This window comes from Colwellia sp. BRX8-7 (assembly GCF_014077275.1).
Lineage (GTDB): Bacteria > Pseudomonadota > Gammaproteobacteria > Enterobacterales > Alteromonadaceae > Colwellia_A.
This window is the reverse complement of the sequence record NZ_JACGVP010000030.1, coordinates 1-13800: the sequence shown is the minus strand read 5'-3', so window position 1 is coordinate 13800 and position 13800 is coordinate 1. Positions and strand designations below refer to the sequence as shown.

Sequence of the window (13800 nt, the reverse complement as noted above, 5' to 3'; positions counted from 1 at the left end):
CGCTATCCGTGAAGGTGGTCGTACTGTTGGTGCTGGTGTTGTATCTAAAATCATCGCATAATTGCAGATTTTAGTTCTCACGAGAACTTAAAGAAAAGACGCTTAGGCGTCTTTTTTTATATCTAAAATTTAGCAAAACTGTAAAATCGCTAACACAGGGAAGGTGTTGTATCGCTGTACCTGAAAGAGGCATCACATAATTGCAGATTTTAGTTCTCACGAGAACTTAAAAAAAAGACGCTTAGGCGTCTTTTTTTATCACTAAATTTTAGTGAAATTGTCAAAGAGTCAAACAGTCAAAACTATCAAAGCTGCCAACACAGAGCAGGTGTTGTATCGCTGTACCTAAAAGAAGCATCGCATAATTGCAGATTTTAGTTCTCACGATAATTCAAGAAAAGACGCTTAGGCGTCTTTTTTTATATCTGAATTTTAGCAAAACTGTAAAATCGCTAACACAGAGCAGGTATTGTATCGCTGTACCTGTAAGAGGTATTTCACAATTGCTGATTTTAGTACTCACGAGAATTTAACAAAAGACGCTTAGGCGTCTTTTTTATCTCTTATTTCAGTGATCAAAAGAATAGAATGAAATTAATTACGAATGATAACTATTATTGTTTGCAATAATCATTAGAGCTAATTACAATACATGCAAATGAAAGTGATTCGTATTTGTATTGGTGCAGTAAGATGAAAAACAAAATTTCTGTTTTATCAACATTGGCAATGGTCAGTTTTTGTAACCTTGCTCAGGCTGATGATCAACCCTCTGTTATTAACTTTAACAAACAACAGCAACAAATTGAAAAGCTTCAAAGTGAACTTAGACAATTAAGTCTAGCCGTATCCTCAACAAGTCATAAAGATCAGCTAAATTATTCAGCCATCAAAAATTGGCACATTACCTCTTATGGCAGTGTACTTTATAAAACGGAAGATGTTTTTCGTAACACGCAAGACACACAACCACAAAAGCGCAGCATAACTGATGTCGAACGCGTTGTTTTAGAATTTGGTTATCGGTTTGATCCCCAATGGCAAGTTGAAATAGAGTTAGAGTACGAACATGGTGGTACGGGCGCAGCATTAGAATATGATGGCTTCGAAGAATTCGGAGAATTTGAAACTGAGATAGAAGCGGGTGGTGAAGTTCTGGTTGAAAAATTAGAACTCAAATATGCTTACAATGACTACTTTGCTATTAAACTTGGCAGAATATTTGTCCCTGTGGGTTTAGGGACTGAGTTACACAAACCTGATCAATATTTTACTACCCAGCGTCATTGGAGTGAATCAACACTTATCCCCCAAGTTTGGCATGAAACCGGGATTAACTTCACTGCAAATTGGCAAGGACTTAAGGCGCAAGCTTTGCTGACGACAGGCCTTAATTCTGAATACTTTCGTACTTATCGCTGGGTAGCCAGTGGTCACCAAAAAAGATTCGAAACGATCAATGCCGACGACTTAGCGTTAACGCTTCGAGTAGATTATGGCGACCTTAAAAAAGGTTCAGGGATAGGCGCTAGTTTTTACAGCGGTAACACCAGTGGTAATCGCAATAATACCAATAATATTTCAGCGGATGGCCATTTATCGATTATCGGGCTCAATGGCGTTTATCGTTATCAAGATTGGACGCTACGAGGTCAGTATTTATTCGGCAAATTAGATGACAGCTTAGCCATTACTGCCGCTAATAAAACAACGCCAGGATTAAAACCAGGTAACTTTGCTCAATTAGGTAGTGAAGCTGAGTCAGCATTTCTAGAAGTCGCCTATAACAGTCAATTTTTGCTTGGCCTTAGCAAACCTTTGTATCTATTTACTTCATATGATTATGCCAACCCTATTAAAGAAGTAGCAGGGGGCTTAGCTACCTCTCGTTTTGATATTAAAGAAATTGCCATCGGTGTGAACTACATACCAATAAAAAATGTGGTACTTAAAGCTCAGTTTGCTGAAAAAACTTATGCACAAAACAACCTTGATAATACCCAAAGTTTTAGCCTATCGATGGGCTATTATTTTTCAATATAACCATCAGTTTAAAAGACGACTGTAAATTTAAAGGAATTAAAAATGTCATTGAAAACTTCGCTCTTCGCAACGACCACAGCAATATTAATGTTATCTGCATGTGGTGGTAGCAGTTCTTCACAGTCAATACCTGTTATAGAAGAACCATCAGGCTTCGCGTTTGATGCAACCGCTATGATAAGTAATATAACAAACGATATTATTGTTGAAGGTTATAACGACCTGAACACCAAAGCAGAGATCTTTCACTTAGCGACCTTGTCATTATTAAATTCTCCGAGCCAAGAAACATTATTGGCAACTCAACAAGCATGGCAAACAGTTCGCCAACCTTGGGAGCAAGGAGAAGCTCATATTTTTGGACCAGTAGATGCCTTATCTATAGATCCTCACTTAGATACTTGGCCATTAAATACCAGTGACCTGCAAAGTTTATTAGCAACACAAAGTGGTTTTAATGCCGAGGTTATCAAGTTATTTAACGACGATGTTCAGGGTTTTCATACCATGGAGTTTCTACTTTTTGGCGATGGCTTAACCGATAATGCTAAAGCGATAGATGAAATGACAGCGTTAGAGCGTGAATATTTAGTTGCTACTGCAGAAGTGTTTCGTGAATATACCCAATCGCTTTTTGATGCGTGGACGGTTAGACATGATGCTAATGATACAAACTCATTACCCTACCAAGAATTTTTGCTGATACCAGGTAATGACATTTATGCGTCTGAACTAGGCGTCGTAGAAGAATTAATTAATGGCATGATAGGTATTGTTGATGAAGTCGCTAACGGAAAAATTGCTGAACCCTTTGGTAGTGATATTAACTCAACGGATACCTCGTTAGTTGAATCACAATACAGTTGGAATTCACTGGCTGATTTCACAAATAATATTCAAGGGGTTAAAAATGTTTACCTAGGGACCACAAATTCACAAGCTGTGACCGATGTAGGAATTATTAATTTCGTTCAAGCCGCGGATAGTGCTTTAGCTATTCGCATCGATACAGAAATAACGACAGCAATAACAGCAATTAAAGCGATTTCAGGTGAAAATGATATGCCGTTCAGGCAAGCAATTAATGATGTAGAAGCACGTGTTCGTATTCAAGCCGCTATTGATGCTTTAAGTATCTTACAAACATCATTAGAGAGTGATGTGCTTATATTGTTGAATAACTGGAATAACTAACAGTGATTTAGTTGCTAACCGACCCCTAAAGGATGTAAGCCGTGCAAGGATGCACTTCCCTTTAATTTATAAATAGAACAAAACTTATGTTAAATATGAATAATATAAACAAGGGTTTAATAATTACGATTAATCTTTTACTGGCAACATTATTTCTTAGTGCCTGTAATAGTGATAGTCAGTCAAATGATAATGCTGTTGTTGAACCTGATTACCCTGATTATACTTTTGTTGAAAACCTAGGTGATAAAGCGACAGCATTTGATGCTAGTGATTCAGGGCATGGCTTTTCAACTCCAATAACGACCTTAACTGACGCTGAACTAAACCAACACCTGACTGGCGATGCTAATTTTGAAATGGCGTTTACAACAGCGCCAAATATGGAACACCCTGAATTAGATGGTTTGGGACCGGTTTTTAATAATCAAAATTGTAACTCATGCCACCAGCGTGATGGTCGTCCATCTACATTAACCATTCCACAAGACCAAAATCGTATTTTATTAGGCGCTAATGCCGGTATTTTTTTGAGAATGAGTATTGAAGACGGTGAATGCACAGCACCGTCAATTAATAATAACTATTGTCAAAATAAGCCTGTGCAAGGTTTTGGTACCCAGCTATTTCATCGAGGTGTGTTAAAAGCACGGGCTGATTGGCAAGATCACCCTTTTGTTGGTCAAGCCGATGTTTATTTAGCTTATGAATTTAAAACAATAATGTATGCCAATGGTGATACGGTTGAATTAAAGAAACCGGTATTTACTATTGAAAACGCTTACGATGTTGGCGACGGTCAACAACGCGATAGTGCGATTATGCAGGTTGATGTGCGTTATAGCCCACGTAATGGCATGCCAATCTTTGGTTTAGGTTTGTTAGAACTCATCGCCGAAGCGGATATATTAGCGTTAAGTGATGAGCTAGACACCAATAACGATGGTATTTCAGGTCGTCCTAATTGGGTTTTCGACCCAATTAAAGCGAAAAACAAAGATCTTATACCTGTATCACTTGGACGCTTTGGCTGGAAAGCAAGCACACCCAGTGTTCGTGTTCAGTCTCTGGGCGCATTACGGGGTGATATGGGGATTACCAATCCGTTATTTCCACAGGAGAGTATCGCTAATTCACCTTTGCATGAAAGCTATTTAACGCGGACAGGTTTTATTGATACCGGTGTTGATGAACAAGGAGGTAGTGAAGCAAGCCAAGAGTTCTCAGATGATGTTGTTTTTTATGCGGAAACATTAGCTGTGCCATCAAGACGCAATGTAAATAATGAAATGGTAATTGCCGGCGCACAATTATTTGAAGAGGTCGGTTGTGTGTCTTGCCATCAACCAGACTTTACTACGATGAGTGGTGATATTTTGGTGGGGGGAGTACCTGCACCTGAGTCATTAAAAGGACAACATATTTATCCCTTCACAGACATGTTATTACACGATTTAGGCGCAGAATTAGCAGATAATCGTCGTGATTTTATGGCAACAGGCAATGAGTGGAAAACTCGACCACTGTGGGGAATAGGGTTAACTAAAACAGTGAATCCTGCCGCTGGTTTTTTACATGATGGTCGAGCGAGTACGGTAGAAGAAGCAATACTTTGGCATGGCGGTGAAGCGCAACAAGCTACCGACAAGTTTATGGCATTAAGTGTTAATGAACGTGAGCAACTAGTCTCTTTTGTTATGTCTTTATAAGTCAGCGCCGCGCCGACAATGTTATTATTTCTCCAGAAGAAGTGGGCTTTGCGCAAAGCATCACTTATTCAAGGCGTTAAAGAGTTACTTTAACGCCTTATTTTTTAAAAAACGGGATGGTGATGCAACAGGATCAGCCTTTAATCGTAAGTTATAGTCTAAAAACGCTGTAGATCTTTACTTATGCACCACTTATTAATTCTTTTTTCAAAATACTGCTCGACGACAATGCTGAGTTTTCAGGTAACTGTGTGTGTCCTGCTAAGAGATAAATGACTTTCTGTCCATTCTCTGCGAGTTCAAGTGCATGTTGAAAATTAATAAGTATTGATGAAGTAATACTTTGTGGATACTTTTCAGCATCACGGCGTATATATTCAATTAGGTCGATATTAACGTCATCGTCATAAAATACCGCTTCAGCAAATTGCATTTCTCGGTGAGTCTGTAGGGTTAATTTATCTGGATTACCATCTAATGTATGAACAAAGACAATTTCACCTACCGGCGGTGTAATTTCTTTCTTTATGCTGGCAATAAGCTGTTGTTCAGCTTCGGGTATATTACCTTGTAAAATCTGCTCACCGATAGGCCCTCTTAATACGCTTTCCCAGAAGGTCCTACGGTTGCGCAGCCCTCTTACTCTTGCTTTAACATGATCTCGAAATTTAAAAGAGAAATCTGCAAGCCTACCGTAGCCATTAGGCAGGGTTTTTTCAATTTGTTCTCTAAGCATCCTTAACAGTATAGGGGCACTTCCAGAGCTAGACATAGCGATAATCATCGGTGCGCGATCTATGATTGCTGGCGTGATGTAAGTACAGAGTTCAGGTTGGTCAACAACATTGGTGAGAATGTTGAGCGGTTGTGATTCACCAGCAACCGCTTTATTGACTTCGCCATCGTCGGTAGCTGCAATCACTAAGTTCATGCCAATTAAATGGCCGCTTTGGTAATTGTGAGCGAGCCAATGTAGATCATGGCCATCGACTAATCGTTTCACACTTTCAGATAAGCTTGCAGCCATAACCGTAATGTTAGTGGTACTTTTTAGCAGTAATTCAATTTTACGTGCCGCGACATCACCACCACCAATGATCATTGCCGATATGTTTTTACCCTCAAGAAAAATGGGGAAATATTTCATTTAAATAACCTATATTGTCTTTAATCTGTGTATGAGCCTAAACAATTGCGTTAAGACGGTAATGATAAAAGTTTTTCACTGATGGCTAAACCATTACTATCGCCGTAGATGAACTGTCCGGGAATAAAATGAATGCCGGCAAAAGTAATGGGAATATTTACTTCACCAATACCTAGTTTCTCAGTTTTAATTGGGCAACAACCCAATGCTTTTACACCTAGTTTTAGCGTGGCAATCGTACCCGCATCACGAATACAGCCATTAATGACTATTCCTTGCCAACCATTTTTAACCGCTTTTTCAGCAAGCATGTCACCTAACAGTGCACGTGTGGTACTTGCTTTACCATCAATAACCATGACTTTACCTGTGCCGTCAGTATCTACCAAAGCTTTAACTTTTGAATTGTCATTAAAACAAGACACGGTGACTATTTCCCCATAAAAAATGTTATTTTTGCCATAGTCAGTAAATAGCGGTTGTGCCAGTGTTAATGCGTTAGGGTAAATGTCATATAAATCAGGGAGAAGATCGAGCATCGTAGAGTTCCTTATTAGGCCAGAGGGAATAATTATCCTAGCAATACTCTAGCAGAAGTCTTTGTAGGTATTAACTAACAAATGCTAAACTAGTGAAAAATTTATAGTGAGCACCTCCCATGCCTTGGATACAACTTCGCTTGAGTGCGAATGAAGACACATCAGAAAAATATAGTGATTGGTTAAGTGCTTGTGGCGCACAAGCCGTAACGTTTATCGACGCCCAAGATACCCCTATTTATGAGCCGCTTCCGGGTGATGAAGTTATCTATTGGCACAATACCGTGGTAATGGGCTTATTCGATGCCAGCCATGACATGGATAAAACCATTACTTATTTGAAAAGTATCCATCCAGATAAAAACAATATGGCTTACAAGTTAGAGCAACTTGAAGATAAAGATTGGGAAAGAGAGTGGATGGACAACTTCCATCCAATGAAATTCGGTGAGCGTTTATGGATTTGTCCAAGCTGGCGCGAAGTTCCTGATCCAACCGCGGTTAATGTTATGCTTGATCCAGGTTTAGCGTTTGGCACAGGCACCCATCCAACCACGGCATTATGTTTAACCTGGTTAGACGGATTAGATTTAGTCGGTAAAACTGTAGTTGATTTTGGTTGTGGTTCAGGAATTTTATCGCTGGCGGCACTTAAGCTAGGCGCGAAAAAAGTCATTGGTATTGATATTGATCCACAAGCATTACAAGCAAGTAAAGCAAATGCTGAGCGCAACGGTATTGCAGACCGTTTAGAACTTTTCTTACCAAAAGATCAGCCAAGTTTTAAAGCTGATGTGGTTGTCGCTAATATTTTAGCCGGACCATTACGTGAATTAGCGCCAACGATTATTGAATTTGTTGCACCAAATGGTCACCTTGCACTGTCAGGTGTTTTAGAAGAACAGGCCAATGAACTGCAAAATATTTATAGTCAGTGGTGTGAAATGGATGCCATTGCTGTTCAAGATGAATGGGTTCGTCTTTCAGGTAAAAAAAATTAGTCAAAAACCCTGTTATTAATTGAGCAGTATTCGTTAGCTATTTGTACAAATTCTGCTCACATCAATAGTTTGCAAAAAGTCAATATTAAAAACGCAAAAAAAAGCAAGAATTGTTCAATTTATATGCTTTTCAATTCCCTTAAAAACACGTAAACTTAGCGCCCTTTTGAATAGTAGCTCAAAAAAACAGCAACATGAATATAGGTTCGTATACTTTATCAAGTAATGTAATGCTTGCTCCAATGGCCGGAATAACCGACCAACCTTTTCGACAACTGTGTTGTCAAATGGGAGCAGGGTTAGCCGTGTCAGAAATGATTTCGTCTAATCCCAAAGTATGGCATACCGAAAAATCTAAGCGACGAAGTATTCATAGTGAATTTGCAGGTATTCGTTCGGTACAAATTGCCGGTTCAGATCCTGAAGAGTTAGCGTTTGCTGCTAAAGTTAATGTTGAAAATGGCGCACAAATTATAGATATTAATATGGGCTGTCCTGCTAAAAAGGTCAATAAAAAGCTCGCGGGTTCTGCATTATTAAAAGAACCTAAATTAGTTGAAGAAATAGTGCGAAGTGTTGTTGATGCGGTAAACGTGCCAGTAACACTTAAAATTCGTACCGGCTGGTGTGAGAACACTCGCAACGGCATTGAAATTGCTAAAATTGCTGAGCACAACGGTATTCAGTCTTTAGTCGTTCATGGTCGCACCCGTAATGATTTTTATAAAGGGGATGCGGAATACGAAACGATAAAAGCCATCAAGCAAGCGGTTAGTATTCCCGTTGTGGCTAATGGCGATATTACCAGCGCAATCAAAGCGGCGCAGGTATTAAATTTTACTGGGGCTGATGCCGTAATGGTGGGTCGTGGTGCCCAAGGGAAACCTTGGATTTTTCGAGAGATTAATCATTTCTTGAAAACGGGTGAACATTTGTCTGCCCCCTCATTGGAAGAGATTTGTCCGATAGTTATTGGGCATGTAAAGGACTTACACAACTTTTACGGTGACTTTATGGGTGTTCGTTTTGCTCGTAAGCACGTTGCTTGGTATATGCTCGCGTATGATCAAGAGAAAAAATTTCGTTCTGTTTTTAATGCGTTAGAGTCATCTACCGATCAACTTGATGCATTAGAACTGTATTTTGATAATTTAAATTAACTAGAAAGAGTCTGAACTTTATGTTTGAACAAAATATTTCATCACCATTCGTTACTGGCAAGATCCAAACTCAAGCTGAGTATTCTCCATTACGTACTCAAGCTAAACAAGCTATCAGTAACTACTTATCGCAATTAAATGGTAATGATGTAGATGATATGTACGACCTTGTACTTTCTGAAATCGAAGCGCCAATGTTAGAAGAAGTTATGAAGTATACGCGCGGTAACCAAACACGTGCAGCTAACTTGTTAGGTATCAACCGTGGTACTTTACGTAAGAAGCTTAAAAAATACGGCATGAACTAAAAAATAGACAGGTTGTCCCTGTCAATCGAAAGCACCCTAGGGTGCTTTCTTTATTTCTAGCTAAGGGGTTTTCTTCAGCTAGCTACTCATTACTGAGTAAAGGATTTATTTTAAAAAATCACTGCCAAGGACAAATGTCAACGGCCAGACAATTAAACTAACTTTAAGGTTAACAATAAAGCAATGGATACTCCACGCCCAATCAAACGTGCATTATTAAGTGTTTCTGATAAAACAGGTATTGTCGATTTCGCTCGTAGTTTAGCGCAAAAAGGTGTTGATATTTTATCAACCGGCGGCACAGCAAAATTATTAGCTGATAATGGTATACAAGTTACTGAAGTTTCTAAATACACAGGTCACCCTGAAATTATGGACGGTCGTGTTAAAACACTTCATCCAAAAGTTCATGGCGGAATTTTAGCGCGCCGTGGTATGGATGAAGCCGTTATGGCTGAAAACGATATTAGCGCGATTGATCTTGTTGTCGTTAACCTTTACCCATTTGCTAACGCAGTTAGTGATGAAAACTGTAGCTTAGAAAACGCGATTGAGAATATTGATATCGGTGGACCCACTATGGTTCGTGCAGCGGCAAAAAATCATAAAGATGTGACGATTATTGTTAATGCTCACGATTATGAGCGCGTATTAGCAGAAATGAATAGTAACGATGATTCATTAACGTATAACACACGCTTTGACTTAGCTATTGCTGCCTATGAACATACTGCAGCTTACGACGGTATGATCGCAAATTACTTTGGCAAAATGCTTAGTGCGCGAAGTGGTGAAAAAAGCGAAGTTAACTTTAAAGAAAAAAACAAATTTCCACGCACCTTTAACAGTCAGTTTATTAAAACTGAAGATTTACGTTACGGTGAAAACTCGCATCAGGATGCTGCTTTTTATGTCGAAGCAAATCCTGAAGAAGCATCGGTTTCAACGGCTAAGCAATTACAAGGTAAAGCGCTTTCTTATAACAATATAGCTGACACGGATGCCGCTTTAGAATGTGTTAAAGAATTTGATGAGCCGGCGTGTGTTATCGTTAAACATGCTAACCCTTGTGGTGTTTCTATTGGTGACAATATCTTAGCCGCTTACGAAGGTGCTTATCGTACAGATCCTACCTCAGCATTTGGTGGCATTATCGCCTTCAACCGTGAATTAGATGCCGACACAGCAGAAGCTATTGTTTCTCGCCAGTTTGTCGAAGTTATTATCGCGCCAAGTGTTTCAGAAGCTGCGGCACAAATTGTTGCTGCTAAACCTAACTTACGTTTATTAGCCTGTGGTGAATGGTCGACCAAAACTACCGGTTTTGATCTTAAACGTGTTAATGGTGGCTTATTGGTTCAAGACAGAGACCAAGGCAAAGTGACCAGCGATGATTTGAAAGTTGTTACTAAACGCCAACCCACTGCTGATGAAATGCGTGACTTACAATTCTGTTGGAAAGTAGCGAAATACGTGAAATCTAATGCGATTGTTTACGTTAAAAATAGCATGACTATTGGTGTCGGTGCCGGTCAAATGAGCCGAGTTTACTCAGCTAAAGTTGCTGGTATCAAAGCTGCAGATGAAAACTTAGAAGTTAAAGGTTCAGTCATGGCATCTGATGCATTCTTTCCATTTCGTGATGGCTTAGATGCTGCCGCTGAAGCGGGCATTACTGCTGTTATTCAACCGGGCGGTTCTATGCGTGATAATGAAGTTATTGCCGCTGCCGATGAACATAACATAGCTATGGTGTTCACTGGAATGCGTCACTTCCGCCATTAAGTAGGTTTGCTTATCGTTGGTTAAATAAAATTATTCGTTGGAAGTGCTCAAGTAGATAAACTACGCTCCGCGCTTCCGCTTTTAATTTTCACTAACCAGCTTAAAGCATTTCCAAATAACGGCTTTATTAGCCTTGTTGATAAAATGTTACACTTCAACAAGGTTAAATACTTTTCTTTTATCCCCCTTATCTGTTTCTTCTTTTAAAATCTGCTATAACATGTCGAGTTAACCTTTATTCTTGATATGGAAAAGCAAATGAAAACAATAAAAACTTTATTATCAGCTTCAATCATTAGCCTGTCATTAGCCAGCGTTTCTTACGCTGATCAAGCCATGCAACCTATGGCTAATACACAGTTAGCCCAAGCGGTTGCTAGTGAACATAGATCAGCGGCTAATAAAATACGTGATGAATACCGTCATCCACAACAAACCTTAGAATTTTTTGGTTTTAATTCATCAATGACTGTTGTTGAGATAACACCTGGTGGTGGTTGGTACACTGAGATTTTAGCCCCTGCGTTAAAAGGCAAAGGAAAGTTAATTGGTGCTCATTATCCTGATACCGGTGAAGACAACTATTACAGTAATTCCCGTAAAAATTTAGTAAAAAAATTGGCTAGTCATGAGATGTTTAGTGAAGTTGAACTCTCTAACTTTGTGCCTAAGAAAGCCAGTGAATTAGCCCCCGCTGGTTCTGCGGATATGGTACTTACTTTTCGTAATTTACATAACTGGGGAGAAGAAGGTGTTAGCCAAGTATTTATTGATGCCTTTAAGGCATTAAAAACTGGTGGTATTTTAGGTGTCGTAGAGCATCGTTTACCAAAAGGCGCAACAGCTAACGATATGAATAGCGGCTATGTTTCTGTGGAGAAGACAATTGCACAAGCTGAAGCTGCTGGATTTACTTTTATTGCCAGTAGTGAAGTAAATGCTAATGCTAAAGACAAAGCAAGTTATGAAAAAGGTGTCTGGACATTACCCCCGTCACTTGCATTAAAAGATAAAGATAGAGAAAAATATCTGGCTATCGGTGAAAGTGATCGAATGACTTTAAAATTTGCAAAAGTAGCTAAATAATCTTAAGACTTGCGCCATAACTTCCCTTATAATGGCGCAAGTTTTTTAGCATATTTTCTAGCAAATAAAGTAGGGTTAAGATAAATGAATGTTTTAGTAATAGGTAGTGGTGGTCGTGAACATGCACTCGCATGGAAAGCTGCACAATCATCACAAGTAGAAAAAGTATTTGTTGCACCAGGTAATGCCGGTTCAGCAACAGAAAATAAAGTAGAAAATGTTGCCATATCCGCTGGCGATACTGCTGCACTAGTCGACTTTGCTAAAACTCAAAACATTACCCTAACGATTGTTGGCCCAGAGCAGCCACTTGTTGACGGCGTTGTTGATGCCTTTCAAGCCGAGGGGTTAACTATTTTTGGTCCAAGTGCTAAAGCGTCACAACTTGAAGGTTCAAAAGCATTTACTAAAGACTTCTTAGCTCGTCACAACATTCCTACTGGCTGGTACCAAAATTTTACTGAAATAGAAGCTGCGTTAGCTTATGTTCGTGAAAAAGGCGCACCTATTGTTATTAAAGCTGATGGCTTAGCAGCTGGTAAAGGCGTTATTGTCGCAATGACATTGCCAGAAGCTGAAGACGCTATTAAAGATATGCTTGCTGGTAATGCTTTTGGAGATGCCGGGCATCGTGTTGTCATCGAAGAATTTTTAGATGGTGAAGAAGCGAGCTTTATTGTTATGGTTGATGGCAAAAATGTTTTAGCCATGGCAACAAGTCAAGATCATAAGCGTGCTTATAATAATGATGAAGGACCAAATACAGGTGGTATGGGCGCTTATTCACCAGCGCCAGTAGTTACCGCTGAACTTCATCAACGTATTATGGATGAAGTCATATATCCTACAGTGCAGGGTATGGCTAAAGAAGATGCCCCTTATACTGGTTTCTTATATGCTGGCTTAATGATAGATGCGACAGGTACGCCAAAAGTGATTGAATACAACTGTCGATTTGGTGATCCAGAAACACAACCTATTATGATGCGTTTAAAGTCTGATATCGTTGAGTTATGTTTACTGGCCTGTGCTGGTAAGTTAGATACAGCGACTATTGATTTTGATCCACGTCCAGCTGTCGGTGTAGTATTAGCGGCCGGCGGTTATCCAGGCACTTACGCCAAAGGTAAAGTGATTTCAGGTTTAGAAACTAACCAGCATCCAGACAGAAAAACATTCCATGCTGGCACCACTGAAATTAATGGTGAGATAGTGACAGCTGGCGGTCGAGTGCTTTGTGCTACTGCATTAGGCGAAACGGTTACACAAGCGCAAAAATCTGCCTATGCTTTATTACACGAAATAAGCTGGGAAGAAGTACAATTCAGAACAGATATTGCCTATCGTGCAATCGCCAGAGAACAAAGTTAACTTATACTTTTTAAGTGTTGAAATGAAAGCCTCTTTTAAGAGGCTTTTTTATTAGCTAAAATCCACGAATATCTCAAGATCCCCTACAGTAAACTGAAATGATCATTGTTAGGTTTTGTTTAGTTATAACTGATAAAAAATTGATAATTACTGTAGTAGCTTTAATAAAGCTCAATAACAACGCGGTATGTATGTTAATTGACCGAACGATCGATTATTTCAAATTTATGACAAAAAAGGGTTGACGCCCAGCGAGAAATGTCTAGAATGCGCTCCAGTTCCAAGGGGTAACCCAAACGAACGTTTTGATAGGTTATCTACATCACTTTAGAGTAAAGTAGTTAACTTAACGTTTTATAGATAAGGTTTGAATCTTCGAAAAGAAACTTCAAATTAAATTAAATAAAACGTTGACATCAAAACTGAGAAGCGTATCATGCGCATCTCGCTTCAGGCA

The 13800-nt window shown here is 39.2% G+C and carries 11 protein-coding genes; 9 read left to right on the top strand and 2 right to left on the bottom strand.

The annotated features are described in order from the left end of the window. Positions 1–693 precede the first annotated feature (693 nt). The 3 genes from H4J57_RS18660 to H4J57_RS18650 all read left to right on the top strand — a co-directional run bounded on the left by H4J57_RS18660 (position 694) and on the right by H4J57_RS18650 (position 4946). Complete coding sequence (locus H4J57_RS18660) at positions 694–2043, top strand: hypothetical protein (protein ID WP_182243879.1); 1350 nt, start codon at positions 694–696, stop codon at positions 2041–2043. A gap of 42 nt (positions 2044–2085) precedes the next feature. Then, on the top strand, positions 2086–3237 hold the full coding sequence (locus H4J57_RS18655; RefSeq protein ID WP_182243878.1) for an imelysin family protein: 1152 nt from the start codon (positions 2086–2088) through the stop codon (positions 3235–3237). Between the two features lie 95 nt (positions 3238–3332). Beyond that, entirely contained in the window at positions 3333–4946 is a 1614-nt protein-coding gene (locus H4J57_RS18650) for a di-heme oxidoredictase family protein (RefSeq protein ID WP_182243877.1), read from the top strand. A 181-nt stretch (positions 4947–5127) separates the two neighbouring features. Here H4J57_RS18650 and H4J57_RS18645 read toward each other — a convergent pair whose 3' ends face one another. Together H4J57_RS18645 and H4J57_RS18640 are read right to left on the bottom strand one after the other, a co-directional pair. Further along, positions 5128–6093 carry an NAD(P)-dependent oxidoreductase gene (locus H4J57_RS18645; protein WP_182222981.1) on the bottom strand — a complete coding sequence of 322 codons (966 nt, stop codon included), beginning with the start codon at positions 6091–6093 and terminating at the stop codon, positions 5128–5130. Positions 6094–6143: 50 nt separating this feature from the next. Further along, a complete protein-coding gene (locus tag H4J57_RS18640; protein ID WP_182222980.1) occupies positions 6144–6632 on the bottom strand; it encodes a putative 4-hydroxy-4-methyl-2-oxoglutarate aldolase in 489 nt (162 codons plus the stop codon). A 119-nt stretch (positions 6633–6751) separates the two neighbouring features. On the opposite strand from H4J57_RS18640, the gene prmA reads away from it, so the two are divergent. The 6 genes from prmA to purD all read left to right on the top strand — a co-directional run bounded on the left by prmA (position 6752) and on the right by purD (position 13343). Continuing rightward, on the top strand, positions 6752–7633 hold the full coding sequence (prmA, locus tag H4J57_RS18635) for a 50S ribosomal protein L11 methyltransferase (protein ID WP_182243876.1): 882 nt from the start codon (positions 6752–6754) through the stop codon (positions 7631–7633). 194 nt (positions 7634–7827) lie between these two features. Continuing rightward, a complete protein-coding gene (gene dusB, locus H4J57_RS18630; protein WP_070375037.1) occupies positions 7828–8793 on the top strand; it encodes a tRNA dihydrouridine synthase DusB in 966 nt (321 codons plus the stop codon). Between the two features lie 20 nt (positions 8794–8813). Next, complete coding sequence (gene fis / locus H4J57_RS18625) at positions 8814–9101, top strand: DNA-binding transcriptional regulator Fis (RefSeq protein ID WP_070375036.1); 288 nt, start codon at positions 8814–8816, stop codon at positions 9099–9101. A gap of 183 nt (positions 9102–9284) precedes the next feature. Continuing rightward, positions 9285–10886, top strand: a complete 1602-nt coding sequence (purH, locus tag H4J57_RS18620) for a bifunctional phosphoribosylaminoimidazolecarboxamide formyltransferase/IMP cyclohydrolase (RefSeq protein ID WP_070375035.1) — start codon at positions 9285–9287, stop codon at positions 10884–10886. A gap of 258 nt (positions 10887–11144) precedes the next feature. Then, positions 11145–11972, top strand: a complete 828-nt coding sequence (locus H4J57_RS18615) for a class I SAM-dependent methyltransferase (RefSeq protein ID WP_182218423.1) — start codon at positions 11145–11147, stop codon at positions 11970–11972. Positions 11973–12056: 84 nt separating this feature from the next. Further along, on the top strand, positions 12057–13343 hold the full coding sequence (gene purD / locus H4J57_RS18610; RefSeq protein ID WP_182218422.1) for a phosphoribosylamine--glycine ligase: 1287 nt from the start codon (positions 12057–12059) through the stop codon (positions 13341–13343). The last annotated feature ends 457 nt before the right edge of the window (positions 13344–13800 follow it).

Bases quoted from the DNA above. Each gene is read 5' to 3' on its own strand.
- H4J57_RS18660 (WP_182243879.1), top strand. From the start codon at position 694: ATGAAAAACAAAATTTCTGTTTTATCAACATTGGCAATGGTCAGTTTT.
- H4J57_RS18655 (WP_182243878.1), top strand. From the start codon at position 2,086: ATGTCATTGAAAACTTCGCTCTTCGCAACGACCACAGCAATATTAATG.
- H4J57_RS18650 (WP_182243877.1), top strand. From the start codon at position 3,333: ATGAATAATATAAACAAGGGTTTAATAATTACGATTAATCTTTTACTG.
- H4J57_RS18645 (WP_182222981.1), bottom strand. From the start codon at position 6,093: ATGAAATATTTCCCCATTTTTCTTGAGGGTAAAAACATATCGGCAATG.
- H4J57_RS18640 (WP_182222980.1), bottom strand. From the start codon at position 6,632: ATGCTCGATCTTCTCCCTGATTTATATGACATTTACCCTAACGCATTA.
- prmA (WP_182243876.1), top strand. From the start codon at position 6,752: ATGCCTTGGATACAACTTCGCTTGAGTGCGAATGAAGACACATCAGAA.
- dusB (WP_070375037.1), top strand. From the start codon at position 7,828: ATGAATATAGGTTCGTATACTTTATCAAGTAATGTAATGCTTGCTCCA.
- fis (WP_070375036.1), top strand. From the start codon at position 8,814: ATGTTTGAACAAAATATTTCATCACCATTCGTTACTGGCAAGATCCAA.
- purH (WP_070375035.1), top strand. From the start codon at position 9,285: ATGGATACTCCACGCCCAATCAAACGTGCATTATTAAGTGTTTCTGAT.
- H4J57_RS18615 (WP_182218423.1), top strand. From the start codon at position 11,145: ATGAAAACAATAAAAACTTTATTATCAGCTTCAATCATTAGCCTGTCA.
- purD (WP_182218422.1), top strand. From the start codon at position 12,057: ATGAATGTTTTAGTAATAGGTAGTGGTGGTCGTGAACATGCACTCGCA.